We start from the raw sequence: 15,482 nt of genomic DNA on the forward strand, positions 1-15,482 counted from the left end.
CACCGGCAGCAATGTTGAACACCTATGACCGCAAAACCGCTCGAACTCGTCGTACAGGAACGTCCGTTTCCCGAATACGCCGCGTGGTGGCCGGTCGGCAGCGAATTCACCACGTTCATGTCCGATGCCGTCGTTACCGAATGGCGGAAGCTTTACCAGAACGACGGGGCGTTCGAAGACGTGCAGGAATACCTCGCAACATACCTTGAGGCAGTGTATCACAGGCCGGCCCGGGGCGGACTGCTTGAATCCTTTGTCGGTCGTAACGGCGGCAGGGCGCCGCAGGCGGGGCAACCCGGGCAGTCCACGCAGTCCGGGCAGCCCACACAGTCCGTGCAGTCCATGCGGTCCGGAGAATTCGACGCCCTTTCCTACGCCTTCTACCGATCGGCCTTCGAGCGCATCGAACGGCACATCGATCTCTATGATCATGCGCTGGAGCGGGAGCGCCGCCTTTTTACCGTTCGCGTGGGAAAACGGTTCTTCGATCGGCTGCGGGATCACCTTGAACTGGACCTGCCCGGCGACTTGGCTGTCCCGGACCAGGTGAGGCAGCTATCCGAAGGGATCGGCCGCGTCGGACGTTTCCTGCACGACCAGGGATACCTTCGCAGTCACTTCGCCTTCCGTTTCGACGTCGACATCGAGCATGGGGGCACACGAATCTTGCAGCACGCCGATGACGTCATTGAACGTCTGCGGAATGGCCAGGCGGCCTACGCGCTGTACGAGATGGGCTATCCCGTCATACTCCCGTCGGCGGTCTATCTCTACCACACGATCGGCGAGGCGCAGCATCATTCTTCCCGGACCATCGAGAACCTGTTCGGCGAGGTGGGATACGACGCGAGAGAGACGGACGACTTCGATCCCATAGGCTATCCTGCCGATATGGTAGTGGAACTCTGGGAGATCCGAAAAGGATGAACGCGGACGCTGGCGGACCGTCCCGGCCAGGCCTGAACCGTGAGAGGATGAATGCGGTCCCCGGCGGACCGACCAGGTTGAGTCCGCGAACGTAAGAGGATCAGGACCATGAAACCCGCAAGTCCGGATACCCTGATAGACACCGGCCGGTACCCGCTGGAAGACCTCGAAAGCCCTGCAGGTCAGGGTTTTCTCGCATCCTGCCGTTCCGAGCTCGAGGCGAAGTCCATCTGCGTACTGGAGGACTTTGTCGAGCCGAACGCGCTGGCCGGCATGGTGAGGGAGACCAGCGCCCTGATACCACAGGGTTACTACTACGACCGGCCGCGCACGAGTTACGAGGGCAACGACTACTACGACCGGCCCTGGCCCGCGGACCATCCCCGGACGACCGAACATGTCAACCGGTACCGGCAGGTACTGAACTACCAGATCCCCAACGACAGCTTCGTGCGCAGCGTGTTCCACTGGCCGGCGCTGACCGGGTTCGTGCGCCGGGTGCTCGGATTCGATACGCTGTATACGAGCGCCTGCCCCCATCTGGCCCTGACCCTGCAGATCGCCCACGAGGGCGACAGCAACGGGTGGCACTTCGATTCCAACAACGGCAATATTACGCTGCTGATCCAGCAGCCCGATTCCGGCGGTGTATTCGAGTACGTCCCCGGTCTCCGGGAAGATCACGACGAGCATTACGACGACGTGCGCGCCGTCTTCGATTCGCCTGAAAGGCACGCCCGACGCACCGACATCCGGCCGGGTACCCTCGTCCTGTTCAACGGCAAGTACGCGCTGCACCGGGTTTCGCCGGTCGGACCGACGAAACGGCCCCGCATCATCGCGATCTTCAGCTACGACAGGCGTCCGGACAAGCTCTTCTCCAGGGACTACATCGACATGGTGCGCAGCTTCAGGCAGGACGCGCTCGTGGGCTGAGCCATAACTTTCGCACGAGCGCACACAGGGCACGCGCAGATCCATTATTGCTTGGCCATGGACTTCATAGAACCCTACTTAGTCGCCTTTTCCGACCTGGCCTGGTCCTACGTATTCTACCTGATCATCGGCGGCGGAGCGCTGCTGTTGCTCTACAGCCGCTTCACGCCGTTCCGATACGTGAAGCACGCCTTCGACCTCGTCCGCGGCAGATACGACGACCCCGACGATCCAGGCGACGTCTCCCACTTCAAAGCGCTGGTCAGCGCCCTCTCCGCCACGATCGGCATGGGGAACATTTCGGGTGTCGCCATCGCCATCACCACGGGAGGGCCCGGGGCGATTTTCTGGATGTGGGTCAGCGCATTCGTCGGCATGGCGACCAAGTTCTTCACCTGTTCGCTGGCCGTCATGTACCGGGGACGGGACACCGTGGGGCGCATACAGGGCGGCCCGATGTACGTGATTTCTGAAGGCCTGGGAGGCATCTGGAAACCCCTGGCCGCCCTCTTCGCCGTCGCCGGCGTCATCGGCTGCCTCCCGCTCCTGCAGCCCAACCAGTTGATACAGATCGTCCGGGACGTCGTGTTCGCGCCGTACATGTCTTTCGAAAGCGGTCATTTCAGATTCGATCTCATCGCCGGGCTGGTCCTGTCCGGTCTCGTGGCCGTAGTGATTTTCGGCGGGATTACCCGCATTGCCGAAGTCGCTTCCCGCGCCGTGCCGGCCATGGTGGTCCTGTACATGGTTTCGACCCTGTGGATCATCCTGTACAACCTGGGCGAGGTGCCCCGGTATCTGTTCCTCATCCTGACGGATGCTTTCACCGGGGCGGCAGTGGCGGGCGGCGTAGTCGGTACGACCATCGTGACCGGCGTCCGCCGCGCGGCCTTTTCAAACGAGGCCGGCATCGGCACGGAAGCGCTGGCCCACGGCGCCGCCAAGACCGGCGAGCCAGTCCGCGAGGGCCTGGTCGCCATGATGGGGCCGGTCATCGATACGATGATCGTCTGTACCTGTACGGCCCTGGTCATACTGATGACCGGAGTATGGCAGAACACACCGGACAACGGAGTGACGCTTACCGCCGGGGCATTCGAAGCGTCCATTCCCGGCTACGGCGCGTATATCCTTACGGTCTGCGTGTTCTTCTTCGCCGTTACCACATTGTTGACCTACTCCTACTATGGCGCCAAGTGCCTGAGCTTCCTGATCGGCGCCAGGTATGCGAAACTGTACAACGTGGCCTACGTGATCTTCGTCGTGGTCGCCTCCGTCGCCTCGATCGACGCGGTGATCAGCTTCGCCGACGGCCTGTTCGCCCTCATGGCGATCCCGACCATGGTCTCGACCCTGCGCCTCGCCCCCCGGGTGATGGCCTCTTTTCGGACGTACAGCGGGTCTTTTGAATCTCGAAATCAAGATGTTTCCGGACTGCAACGGGAACACAGCCGAAATCCCGAAAGTGCTTGACGCCGCGAATCAGCGACTATTCCAGATATCGGTTTCTCTCAACATTTTGTGTTTGCAGACGGCATTTATACGACATATTGTAATTATTGAACAATTCACTTGTTCCGGATAATGTACCATGTAAAGCATCTGATAAAGCGCCCGCAAAACTGGGAGGGAGCTTTTTGCAAGATTTCCTTACTAAAGGAGAATATCTTAACATGAGACCTGCCAGATTTATCTCCGTTCTTGTGCTTGCGATATTCGCCTTCGTCACAGCCGGCGCCGGCGCCCAGGAAGCCCAGGAACCGGCAGACGAGGTCGATTTCGTCATGGAAGAAGTGACGGTGACCGGTTCCCGGATCAGGGGCGAGGCCGCCGAATCCACCGCACCGGTCATCATCCTCGCCAAAACCCAGATACAGGAGAAGGGACTCGCGTCCATCGGCGATGTGCTCCAGACCCTGACCGTCCAGTCCAACGCCATCAATACCCAGACCAACAACGGGGGGGACGGATCCACCCGGATCAGTCTTCGCGGACTGGGCTCGGGCCGAACCCTCGTACTGGTCAACGGCCGCCGGTTCGTGCCGGGCGGAACCGGGGCGAACTCTTCCGTCGACCTGAACTCCATACCGGCTTCCGTCATCGAGCGAATCGAGGTACTCAAGGACGGCGCCTCGGCCGTATATGGTTCCGATGCGGTGGGCGGCGTCGTGAACGTCATCACCAGGTCCGACCTGGAAGGCGTGGAGTTCGAATACTACCAGGGGCTTTCGGGCGCGGGCGACGGTGACGTGATCGACGCCAGCATCACCACCGGCCTGCGAAGCGGCCGGGGCAGCATCCTGTTCTCCGCCGGATACCACAGCCGGAAGCCCGTCTGGACCGGTGACCGTGACTTCAGCAAAGCGGATAAGGCATACGACTGGGAGAAGAACGACGGGACCTTTGCCACGAACGGCAGTGCTGCGACGCCCGAAGGAACCATCATCGACCGTCTGGAGGAGGAAGGCAACGCGGCCTGGCAGTCGATCGTGGAAAGAGCCGGAGCGGACGCCGGGGTTTACTTTAACGCGCCGTCCGGTGGCTGGCGTCCTTTCAACTCAGCCGGAAATTCGGACGACGGCTCCGGCGACCTGTACAACTACCAACCGGAGAATTACCTGTACACTCCGCAGACGCGGTACTCCGCCTTCCTGAGCGGCAACTACCTGTTCACCGATAATCTGAGCGGCTTCTTCGAGGTATCGTACACCAACCGGCAGTCGGACCAGAAGCTGGCTCCTACCCCTCTGTTAATCTACTTCGAAGATGATGTCGTGCTGTCGGCCGACAACCGATACAACGAATACGGTCGGGACTTCCTCGACGTCCGCCGCCGTTTCGTCGAAACGAGTAACCGGAACTTCCTGCAAGACCTCGACACCTACCGGATCGTCCTGGGCATGGAGCACGAGTTCCGGGGATTCACCGGGGACCTGGCCTTCTCCTACGGCCGCACCAGTGGAACCAACGTCAACGAGGGGCAGTTCATCCTGAGTAACGTAAGGAGGGCGCTGGGACCCGATTCGGAGTGCGCGGCGCCCTGCGTACCCCTGGATCTGCTACACGGCGCTGGCACCATCACGGACGAGATGCTGAAATACATCCAGTACACCGGAATCGCGAGGGGTTTTACGCAGCAGAAGATCCTGCAGTACAACCTGACCGGCGACATCGTCGAATTGCCGGCGGGTTCCCTGGCCATGGCCGTAGGCGCTTCCTCGAGGTGGGAAGCCGGAGGTGCTATCCCCGATCCCATTACCGCCACGGGCAACACCACGGGCAACAAGGGAGAAGCGACCGAGGGCGATTACTCCGTCCGCGCGGTGTACGCCGAAACCAGTATTCCGCTCTTTCAGGGTGAGATGGGCGGCCTGGACGTGACGGCCGCCGGCCGGCTTTCTGACTACGACACCTTCGGGACGAACTTCACGTACGAAGCGGGCGCACGCCTCGAACTCCCGCGGGGCCTCGCCTTCCGTTCGACCTACTCGAAAGCCTTCCGCGCGCCGAGCATCGCCGAATTGTACCTGGGTCAGAGTGACAGCTTTCCGGTGGTCAGCGATCCCTGCAGCGTCGTGGACAAAGCCGACAACCCGCGCGATCTGACCTCGCAGGAGATGCGCAACTGCGCGTCCGCGGGCGTGCCTTCTGATTTCGAGGATACCCGTGCGCAGATACGGGCCAGGGTCAGCGGATCCACGGACCTCGATCCCGAGCGGGCCAACACGGTCACCGCCGGCGTGGTGTACCAGCCCGATTTCCTGCCGGATCTCGACATCGCGGTCAGTTATTACGCCACGAAGATCGAGGATGAAATCGGAGCGCTCGGCGCGGGGCTCATCCTGAGCAACTGCTACTCCCAGGACGCCCCGACACACTGCGACCTGATCCAACGGGACCAGTTCGGCGTAATCACCAACATTTTCACGACCGCCACCAATATCGGCGAGACGGAGACCAGCGGTCTCGACATCGAACTGAACTATATCGACGACACGCCGCTCGGTCTGCTCTCGGCGCGACTCGAGTCCAACCTCCTTTTCGCCTACGACGTGTACCTGCCCATACCGGGCGGTTTCGAACAGTTAAAGGGCAAGGGTTACTACGACCTGGGCGTGTTTCCCAACTGGCGGCATAATGCCAATGTCGGATTGAAGTGGGGACCGGCATCGGCGGGCGTGACGTGGCAGTACGTCGGCGGGTTCCAGGAGTGCGAAGACGATGACTGCAAGGGCCTGTACCGCGACGACGTCGAAACGACCCCGGTGGTCCGAAACGTGGATGCGAACCACCTCTTCGGTATCCAGGGGTCCTACCGGTTGTTTACCGGTGCCGGCGGTTCGGTGATCACAGTCGGTATCAACAACGTTTTCGACCAGGCGCCCGCGGTTCTCTTCAACGGCTCCCTGGGGACGTCGGACGCATCGACGTACGACTTCCTGGGCAGGTACCTGTACGTGCGCCTTTCCCACTTTCTGTAATCGGCGCGGCGAAGAGGCGTGAGGTTTCGGTGGTGGCAATTCGTCGCATATTACTCCGCTTAGTGGCTGTAGTCGTCGCGGTTGGCACTACCGGTGTTTTCGCCCAGGACACCGGGAACCCGGACGACGACCGGATCGAGTATGTCTTCGACGAGGTAACGGTCACGGGGTCCAGGATAAAGAGTGAAGCGGGACAGTCCACGGCCCCGGTCGTGATTTTGTCCCGCGCGCAAATCCAGGCCAGGGGTCTGGCCTCCGTCGGAGACATACTCCAGACACTAATCGTTCAATCCAACGCGACCAATACGCAGGCCAATTACGGAGGCGACGGGGCCACCCGCATCAGCCTCCGCGGCCTGGGCGCCCAGCGCACGCTGGTACTGGTCAACGGACGGAGGTTCGTGCCGGGCGGCCTCGGCGCTGACGCCTCAGTCGATCTGAATTCCCTCCCATCCACCGTCATAGAACGGATCGAAGTGCTCAAGGACGGGGCCTCGGCGGTCTACGGCTCGGACGCCGTGGGCGGAGTCGTCAACGTCATCACGCGCACGGACCTGGAGGGCATCGAGGTCGAGGCCTACCAGGGGATCTCGGGCGCCGGCGACGGGGGATCCCTTGATCTTGGCCTGACGGCTGGTCTGAGGAGCGGCAAGGGGCATCTGATGTTCTCCGCGGGTTATCACGACCAGCGGCCGGTCTGGACCTACGAACGAAGTTTCAGCGAAACGGACAAGAATTACAACTGGGCGAAGAACGACGGGTCGTTCACGACGAGCGGCAGTTCCGCGACCCCGGAGGGGCATATCATCGACCATTCCGGCGAAGCGGGCAACGCCGCATGGCAGACCCTCAATGCGGCCGCCGGCGAAGATGCGGGAGACTACCATCGAGACCCGGTATCAGGCTGGCGATCCTTCAATTATGCCGGCAACTCCCTCGACGGCACCGGCGACCTCTACAACTACCAGCCCGAGAATTACATCTACACCCCACAGATCCGATACACGGTCTTTCTCAGCGGAAACTATGCGTTAAGCGACCGCCTGGGGACCTACTTCGAGGTTTCCTACGCAAACCGGCAGTCCGAACAGAAACTGGCGCCGACGCCCCTCTTCACGATTGAAGAGGACATCACGGTCTCGGCCGGCAACCGGTACAACGAGTTCGGCCGCGATTTCACGGATGTCCGCCGCCGATTCGTCGAAGCCGGCAACCGGATATTCAACCAGGATATCGACACGTATCGCATCGTGCTGGGACTGAAGACCCCTGTGCTGGGTTTCGATTCCGATCTCTTCTTTGCCTATGGACGCACGGCGGGCAACACGGTCAACCGGGGCCGGTTCATCCGAAGCCGCCTCATGCGCGCGCTGGGTCCGGCCGGCGACTGCAGCGGCGACTGCGTGCCCCTGGATATCCTGCACGGTGCGGGGACCATTACGCCTGAGATGCTCGCCTACATACAGTATACCGGCGTTGCCCGCGGATACTCTCAGCAGAAGATACTGCAATGGAACCTGACCGGGAACGTGGCGGAACTGACGCACGGACCGCTGGCCGTGGCCGCGGGCGGGTCCTCGCGGTGGGAGTCTGGCGCGTACACGCCGGATCCGATTACCGCCTCGGGCAACACGACCGGGTTCCGGTCCGAAGCAACCGAGGGCAGCTATGCGGTCTCGGCGGCCTACGGAGAGACCAGGCTGCCGGTCTACCACGGCAACGGGGTAGGAATCCACCTGACGGCGGCCGGCCGGGCCTTCCACTACGATACGTTCGATTCCGGCTTTACCTACGAAACAGGAACCAGCATCGAACTGCCGAGAGGGATGGTCCTTCGCGCCACCTATTCCAATGCCTTCCGGGCACCCAACATAGCCGAGATGTTCCTCAGCGCAAATGACGTGTTTCCCCTGGTGAGCGATCCATGCAGTACGATAGACGAAGGAGGGAACCCCCGGGAATTGACTGTACAGCAGAAACAGCACTGCGCCGCCGCGGGCATACCGGCGGGTTTCAGGGATTCGCGGGCGCAGCTTCGCGCCAGGGAGGGCGGCTCGACCGACCTCGATCCCGAAAAGGCGGCCATGATCACAGGGGGATTGAGCTATCGGCCAGACTTCGCGGAGAACCTCAATATAAACCTGAACTACTACCGGAACCGGATCGAGGATGAAATCGGATCGCTCCCGGCGGGCGTCATCCTGAGCAATTGCTACTCGCAGGTCAACCCCACGAACTGCGAACAGATCGTACGGGACGCCGATACGCGCTTGATCTCCCACATCATTCAGACCAACACGAATGTGGGCGAGACCGAAACGGCGGGATTGGACCTGGAAGTCGACTACAACGGAACCACGCCTGTGGGCGTACTGGCGGCCCGGCTGGAATCCAACCTGCTGTTCACGTACGACCAGTTTCTTCCCGTGGCAGCCAGTACGGAAGTGATCAAGGGCAGGGGATACTACGATGTGGGCGTGTTTCCCCGGTGGCGGCACGCCGCATCGGTGGATCTCAAGTGGCGGCGCGCCTCGGCGGGACTGACCTGGGAGTACGTCGGCGGATTCGTGGAGTGCGAGGACAACGACTGCAAGGGGCTCTACCGTTCCGATATCATCGAAAAACCGGCATACCGGGACGTGGAAGCCAACAGCGTGCTTGGCCTTCGAGGGACGTACAGGCTTTTTTCACGGGCAGGCGCCACCGTGCTGACCCTGGGGATGAACAACGTGCTCGATCAGCCGCCCGCGGTGATCTTCAACGGCCTGCTGGGAACCTCGGATTTCACCACCTACGATTACATGGGCAGGTACCTGTACTTGAGGTTGTCGCATTACCTGTAAAAGGTGACACTGCACATCGTAGGAAGAACAGTTACAGCAAAGCTCTGTATGCCGGGAGTTTTCATACACGTCTGTGTATCTAACTGCTAATACTATCCCTGGTTTTCTGCTCTTTCTGTAACCACTCCAATTTCACGTGTCTCTGCGTCCTCGGACGTCTGCTTAGGATCACGTTTTTCAATAGAAGGTGGAGGGGGTATCCACCTACGCAAGTTCTGGCCTACGCGGTCGTAGAAACTAGGAATCGCTTTTTCAAGGTCTTCAATGAATGTTGACCGACCGGAGAAACGACCTGCTAGATCCGAGATGACCAAGACCTCAAAAGAAACTGGAACTGCGCCAGGTCGATCTATTTCTAAACATCCTGGGTCTTCCTGAACTTTCTGCAATACAGCCTGTGTAGATTGACTACGTCCTGACCAAAACGCACGTACGAAGACATCATCGCCTTCAACATTACGCAACTGACGTAGTATCCAATTAATCCTCGAGGTGGCTCTCTTCCTATCACCGGGGGACTGTAACTTCATCGAACAAGAAATCGTCCTCCGCTGAAGATTCACGACAACTTCCAAGTCACTGGCAGCATTAGGAATCACGAATCCGGATGTTAGCTCGTTGTCGTTAACCAGGAAGTCACAGGCGTCCCTTAATCGAAGTGCTGTATCGGTTCGATGCTTTCGTGGAAGACGTATATCGACCCGTTCGCCAATTCGACGAGTCAGTATCAGGCAGACATCTCTTTCTTCCTGATGCCAACTGGCAACAGTATTTTCAATTTCAGGTGATGTTCTTTGAAACTGTTCACCATGCCTGATACCCATAACGAGTTGGCGCCATTCCCTGTTCATTTGGTCAAATCTCCTGACGCCTGAATTCGAATGTTCGAAGTATCGAACCATTTCCTCCAGAATGAATCTCTGTTCTGAGCTTAAATCCTCACTGTCTTTCAGCGTTAGCATCGCTTGTGTACGAACACTCGTCCACGAAATGTGATAAAACTCCAGTTTTCGACTTAGTCGCTTAGGAACGGAATAGGGAATATGCGAAGGCAACGGCACCAGTTGATTTGAAATTGTGATCACAGTGTTGATCCCGTGCGCTCGAGCGACCTCGCCATATCTAAGTACTTGCTCCTCATCTATCTCCGCATTGTCAACTTTAGCCTCAAATAGCGCAGACCATTCCTTGCTACGGCTCGTAATACTCAAAACACCATCTGGTCGTTCAGTACGATTCGGGTCTGGTGTTGGAAAGACAACTTCTGTGTAACTGTCTATATCTGCAGTTTTCCCTACTCTCATACTACAAAAACCAAGCAATTGCGCGGCGAATGGTCGGACAGATCCTAACACGGCTAGCAATATGGATACCAGTTTCTCCTCTTTTCTGGACTCGGCGAGACTTGGTATCAGCCTTGCAGGTTTGGCATTACTTAAGACTTCCTCAAGCGAATCCATAGACCCTCCAATTGGCGTAACTGAGTTAAGAATCTATTGCGTAGTTGAAACAAACTTCACGTAAATCAACGCAATACTGAATAGTTAGTTCGTAGGAAGTCCGGCAGGTGGGTCGGAATTTGGATCTCTGTTTCGTGGTGTTCGTTCTTCACCAGGTTCAGTTCCCCGACTGTCTTGAGAATCTTCTCCGTTCTCAGGTGTTACACTATCCGATGCATCGGAGGACTCCGATTTTCTGTTGCTTTCTCCCCCTTGCTTCGTGGTATCTTCCTCTGCTTCGTGGCCGCCTTGGTCCGACTTGTCGCGCCTGTCGGTATCAGAGTCCCCATCGCCACTGTTCTCTCCGCCCTTTCGGTCCACTTTCTCATCCTCCTCCGGCTCCTCCGAGTACCCCATCTCCATATCGTAGTCGTAGATGAACTCGTCGTCATCCGGCCAGTACGCCCGGCCGGTGCGTTGCTCGTCGGTCGGAGTGGACGAACCGCGGGGGAGCGTCGGGGTATCCGGTTCGCCCGTGGTCAGCGCGGGTTGCTCCTCGTCACCTCCATCGTCGCCTCCATCGCCGCCACCGTCGTCGTCGCCATCTTCCTCTTCTTCAGCCTCTTCGGCTTTCCTCCGGCTCCTGCCGATCAGCGCGGCGATACCCATGCTGATGAAATACAGCACCACCAGCGGAATCGCCACGAGGGTCTGCGTGTAGGGATCGCCCGTGGGCGTGATGACGGCGGCGGCGATGAATATGACCACCAGGGCAATGCGCCACACCCGTTTAAGCACGCCGGCGTTCAGGATGCGAAGCCAGGTCAGAAACGCCACCACGGCGGGCATCTGGAACACGACGCCCATGATGAGCACCATCTTGTTCACGAGTCCCACATAGAATCCGATATCCCACTGGGGCTTGATGTCAGGGACATGCAACTGGACGAAAAACCGGACCATGACCGGGATCAGGATGTAGAAAGCGAAGGCGGCGCCGACGAGGAACAGGACGCAGCAGAAGAAGATGACGATGGGGACGTACTTCTTCTCCTTGTCGAGCAGACCGGGCGATACGAATGTCCAGAGGTTGTAGAGCACATAGGGCAGCGCGAAGGCGAATCCCAGCAGCAGCGAGATGTTCACCTTGGCCGTGAACATGCCGGCCGGCCGGATGGCCTGGATCTCGATCTCGGTCTTGAGGTTTTCCTGAAACGTCGGCGAGAGCAGGAAATTGATGATATAGTCGGCAAAGGTGAAGCAGAGGACCATGCCCACCAGGATGGCGAGCACGGATTTCAGTATGGCCCTGCGAAGCTCTTCGAGATGTTCGATGAAGGACATCTCGCCGCTACCGATTTTCGCTGGGGACATGATAGGGCCTCTCGCCGGTCCTCACTTCCGAATAACGCGCGGTAAGTAAGCCCGGACCATGGTTCCTGTCAAGCAAAACCCCCGTGCTCACCGCCTCCAACGGCCTTGACGAAGGCATGTCCGGGGCATAAGTTTAATCGAGTTTGACGACGGCGAATTTCGGGCCGCAGCGGCTTGTCCGCACGGGTTCGCAGTAGGGATTGGCGCCGCTTTCGGGAGCCGATTGCGCATGAGAATGACCGGTGTACGCAAATGACCGGGGCACTTAAAGGAGTTATCCTGACGGCGAACCCCGGTGAAGGCGACTCTGCCGGATGGCATTCCGGCACGGGGATGCTCCTGCCTATGGCAAACGTGCCGATGATCGAGCGGATCCTGGATGAGTATGAACGCGCCGGCGTGAAGGAAACGCTCATCGCGGCCGGCAAAGACACCCGCGAGGCCGCTTCAAACTGTGGCAGCGGCGCGCGCTGGAACATGGTCCTTACCTACCATGACCAGCCGGAAGCCCGCAGTCCGCATGAGATCATGAAGGAAGTTGCGGCATTCACGGGCGAAGCGATGTTTCTCGCTACCCGAGGTGCCGTACTGCTGAATGCGGAGGCCTACCTGTACGCCGTTCAAAGGTACGATGAAAACGATCTCCGCGGCATACGCCTTTGGGAGAGAAACGGGGAGGCGCACGGTGACGGGGATGGGAACGACGGGGGTGACGCGCACGGGAGCGATGGGAGCGACGGGATCTATCTCCTGACACCGGACGTCTGCGACGTCATAAACGAAAGCGGTGGCGCCGGTAACCGCGCATATTCTTTCGGTCCGATCCTGGATACGCTGGCCGGCCGCGGCGACCGGGTGCTGACCATGAAACGGGAAGACGAGCCGTACGAAACCGGCACGCCCGAAGCCTACCTCGAATCGAACGAACGCCTGCTCGAGTCCGCCACACGGGATGCGGTGTCCCCGGAGGTCATGGCCGACAACTTCTCGTCTCCGAACCTTGTGTTGCGCCCACCTGTGGCCCTGGACGATACGGCCGAACTGGAGCGTTGCCGGATCGGTCCCGGGGTCTGTATCGGTCCCCGAGTCCGTATCGGGCACGGCGCGGCCATCGAGCACAGCGTGATCATGGAGGGCGCGGATATCGGCGACGGCGCATCGATTTCCCGCGCGATCATAGGAAAAAACGCCAGCATAGCAAACCGGTCGGTGATGCACGGCCGGGCGGACCGGGTGACCGTCGCATGTCCCATCTCACCATAGGTACGGCAGGCCACGTCGACCACGGCAAGAGCGCCCTGGTGGAAGCGCTGACGGGCGTTCATCCCGATCGTCTCCAGGAGGAACGGGACCGGGGCATGACGATCGATCTCGGATTCGCGTTCATGCCCTTGAGCGACGGCCGGGAGGTCCCCATCGTCGACGTGCCGGGCCACGAACGGTTCCTCAAGACCATGGTCGCGGGCGTAAGCGGCATCCACCTCGTCCTCTTCGTCGTAGCCGCCGACGAAGGCGTCATGCCCCAGACCGTCGAGCACTTCGGAACGGTGAGATACATGGGGGTCGACGCGGGCATCGTCGTCCTGACGAAATGCGACCTGGTCGACGAGGAATGGCTGATGCTCGTCGAAGACGACGTGAAATCACTCGCAGCCGGTTCGTTTCTGGCGGACGCGCCCGTCGTGCGGGTATCATCGACGGCCGGCACGGGGATCGCCCGGTTGAAGGAAATCATCGAGGAGAGGCTGGCCGGACTGCCGGCCGACAGCGGTGCGGGATACTTCCGCATGCCCATAGACCGGGTGTTCAGCATGAAGGGCTTCGGTACGGTCATTGCCGGCACCGTCCTGTCGGGAAGCCTGGCATCGGACGGAGATGCCGAACTGCTTCCCGCCCGGACGCCGTTGCGGATCCGGGGCATGCAGACCCACAACGACTCGGTCGACCGCGCCGTAAAAGGCCAGCGGGTCGCGCTGAACCTGTCCAACGTCAGGACGGCCGATATCGAGCGGGGCGACGAGCTGTGCGCGCCGGGATACCTGCTCCCGACCCTGATGACAGACGTCCGGCTGCAATGCCTGGAGTCCCTGGACGAACCCCTGAAGAACAGGCAGCGCGTCCGCCTGCACAAGGGCACGAGCGAGACCATCGGGCGACTCATCCTGCTCGATCGGGACGAACTGGAACCCGGCGAGTCCGGATTCGTGCAGCTTCGCCTGGAGAAACCCATCGTGGCGGAACGAAACGAGCGCTTCATCATCCGAGGGTTTTCCTCCATGCGGCTGCTCGGCGGCGGCCGTTTCGTGGAGGTGTATCCGCAGAAGAACCGACGGTTCCGGCCATCCGTACTGGACTACCTGGAGGCGGTGACCGACGCCGAACCGGACGTCCTGATCGAACGGGTCATGCGGCACGCGTACGGCGAACAGCGGCTCAAATCGATGCAGGACCTGGTTCGATCCACGAACCTGGATGGCGACGTCCTGGAGCAGGGCGCAGTCCGGCTGGTGGAAAGGGGCGAGTTCATCCGGTTCGCGGATCATCGATTGCTGCACCGCCACTGGTACACAGGATTGAAGGACGAATTGATCACCCTGCTTGAAAAGATGCACCGGGTCCAGCGACTGAAAGAAACGCTGCCCAAGGACGCCCCCAGGCTGCAGCTTTCCTGGGAGGCGCCGGATACCGTCTACGACGCGCTGCTGAAGGACCTCGACGAAGAATCCCGGATCGTGCTGTCCGGCCGGTCGGTCCGGCTGTACGCCCACGCGGTCGAACTGACCGGCCCGGAAGAACGCGTTCTCGCGGCGTTCGAGGAATTGGGCGACGCCGAGCCTCCCGCCGTTTTCACCATGAACGATTTGATGCAGGTCATGGAAGACCGGTCGATTGCCGTGCAGGATTTACCGGTTGATCTGAAGGCGAACGCGGATATGATTAGGAGCATGGCCGGGTATGCCATGGACCACGAGATCTTCGTCGAGTTCGCGGACCGGCAGATCATGCACCGCCGGGCGCTCGCGTCGGTCAGAGAGAACCTCGTGGCCTACCTGAAAGACCATGGCACCGTGCGCGCTTCCGAGTTTCGCAGTCATCTCGGGGTCTCCCGGGCGCACGCCACCGCCTTGCTGGACTACTTCTGCGACCTCGGCGTAACCAACCGGGAATCCGGGACGCACAGGCTGGCGGAGGCGGAGCGAGACGGCGGCGATCCGGTGGGGAAGGGCGATTAGGCGGTGAGCGGTTAGGCGCGATTCTCGCCTGCCCGTTTCGGTGTATCCGCGGGCTGTGCCGCGCGACTTGGAACAGGATTCAGGGGAGTGTATGGGTTGCTGGTGCGCCTCACGGACTTCAAATCCGATGGCGGGCCCTAAACAGGTCCGTGGTGGGTTCGATTCCCACACGCTCCCCCCAGGTTGTTTACTCAGCCGCCCTCACTAATACGTTAATACCTATTCAATACGCTTAAACTCCCTGAAGGC

The 15,482-nt window shown here is 60.0% G+C and carries 9 protein-coding genes and 1 tRNA gene; 8 read left to right on the forward strand and 2 right to left on the reverse strand.

Annotated elements, in window-relative coordinates; all coding sequences use genetic code 11:
* The first annotated feature begins 24 nt into the window (after window positions 1–24).
* The 5 genes from OXG98_17635 to OXG98_17655 all read left to right on the forward strand — a co-directional run bounded on the left by OXG98_17635 (window position 25) and on the right by OXG98_17655 (window position 9,187).
* The gene (locus OXG98_17635; GenBank protein ID MCY3773833.1) at window positions 25–927 is read left to right on the forward strand and encodes a hypothetical protein; all 903 of its coding nucleotides are present in this window, start codon (window positions 25–27) and stop codon (window positions 925–927) included.
* 108 nt (window positions 928–1,035) lie between these two features.
* Complete coding sequence (locus OXG98_17640; GenBank protein MCY3773834.1) at window positions 1,036–1,863, forward strand: hypothetical protein; 828 nt, start codon at window positions 1,036–1,038, stop codon at window positions 1,861–1,863.
* Between the two features lie 57 nt (window positions 1,864–1,920).
* On the forward strand, window positions 1,921–3,336 hold the full coding sequence (locus tag OXG98_17645) for an amino acid carrier protein (GenBank protein ID MCY3773835.1): 1,416 nt from the start codon (window positions 1,921–1,923) through the stop codon (window positions 3,334–3,336).
* Window positions 3,337–3,536: 200 nt separating this feature from the next.
* Window positions 3,537–6,344 (forward strand): TonB-dependent receptor, encoded by a 2,808-nt coding sequence (locus OXG98_17650; GenBank protein ID MCY3773836.1) that lies wholly within the window; start codon window positions 3,537–3,539, stop codon window positions 6,342–6,344.
* Between the two features lie 62 nt (window positions 6,345–6,406).
* Window positions 6,407–9,187: a TonB-dependent receptor gene (locus OXG98_17655; protein ID MCY3773837.1), complete on the forward strand. Its 2,781-nt coding sequence runs from the start codon at window positions 6,407–6,409 to the stop codon at window positions 9,185–9,187.
* 92 nt (window positions 9,188–9,279) lie between these two features.
* On the opposite strand, the gene OXG98_17660 is transcribed toward OXG98_17655, so the two are convergent.
* The gene (locus tag OXG98_17660) at window positions 9,280–10,647 is read right to left on the reverse strand and encodes a hypothetical protein (GenBank protein MCY3773838.1); all 1,368 of its coding nucleotides are present in this window, start codon (window positions 10,645–10,647) and stop codon (window positions 9,280–9,282) included.
* Window positions 10,648–10,731: 84 nt separating this feature from the next.
* Window positions 10,732–12,000, reverse strand: a complete 1,269-nt coding sequence (gene tatC, locus OXG98_17665; protein ID MCY3773839.1) for a twin-arginine translocase subunit TatC — start codon at window positions 11,998–12,000, stop codon at window positions 10,732–10,734.
* Window positions 12,001–12,252: 252 nt separating this feature from the next.
* Between tatC and OXG98_17670 the strand changes: the two genes are divergently transcribed.
* The 3 genes from OXG98_17670 (at window position 12,253) to OXG98_17680 (ending at window position 15,414) form a co-directional block, all read left to right on the forward strand.
* On the forward strand, window positions 12,253–13,263 hold the full coding sequence (locus OXG98_17670; GenBank protein MCY3773840.1) for an NDP-sugar synthase: 1,011 nt from the start codon (window positions 12,253–12,255) through the stop codon (window positions 13,261–13,263).
* Window positions 13,245–15,233, forward strand: a complete 1,989-nt coding sequence (gene selB, locus OXG98_17675) for a selenocysteine-specific translation elongation factor (protein ID MCY3773841.1) — start codon at window positions 13,245–13,247, stop codon at window positions 15,231–15,233. Before OXG98_17670 ends, selB begins: the two co-directional genes overlap by 19 nt.
* Before the next feature lie 83 nt (window positions 15,234–15,316).
* Window positions 15,317–15,414, forward strand: a tRNA-Sec gene (locus OXG98_17680).
* Window positions 15,415–15,482 lie beyond the last annotated feature (68 nt).

It is taken from the genome of Gemmatimonadota bacterium (genome assembly GCA_026706345.1).
Classification (GTDB): Bacteria; JAAXHH01; JAAXHH01; order JAAXHH01; family JAAXHH01; genus JAAXHH01.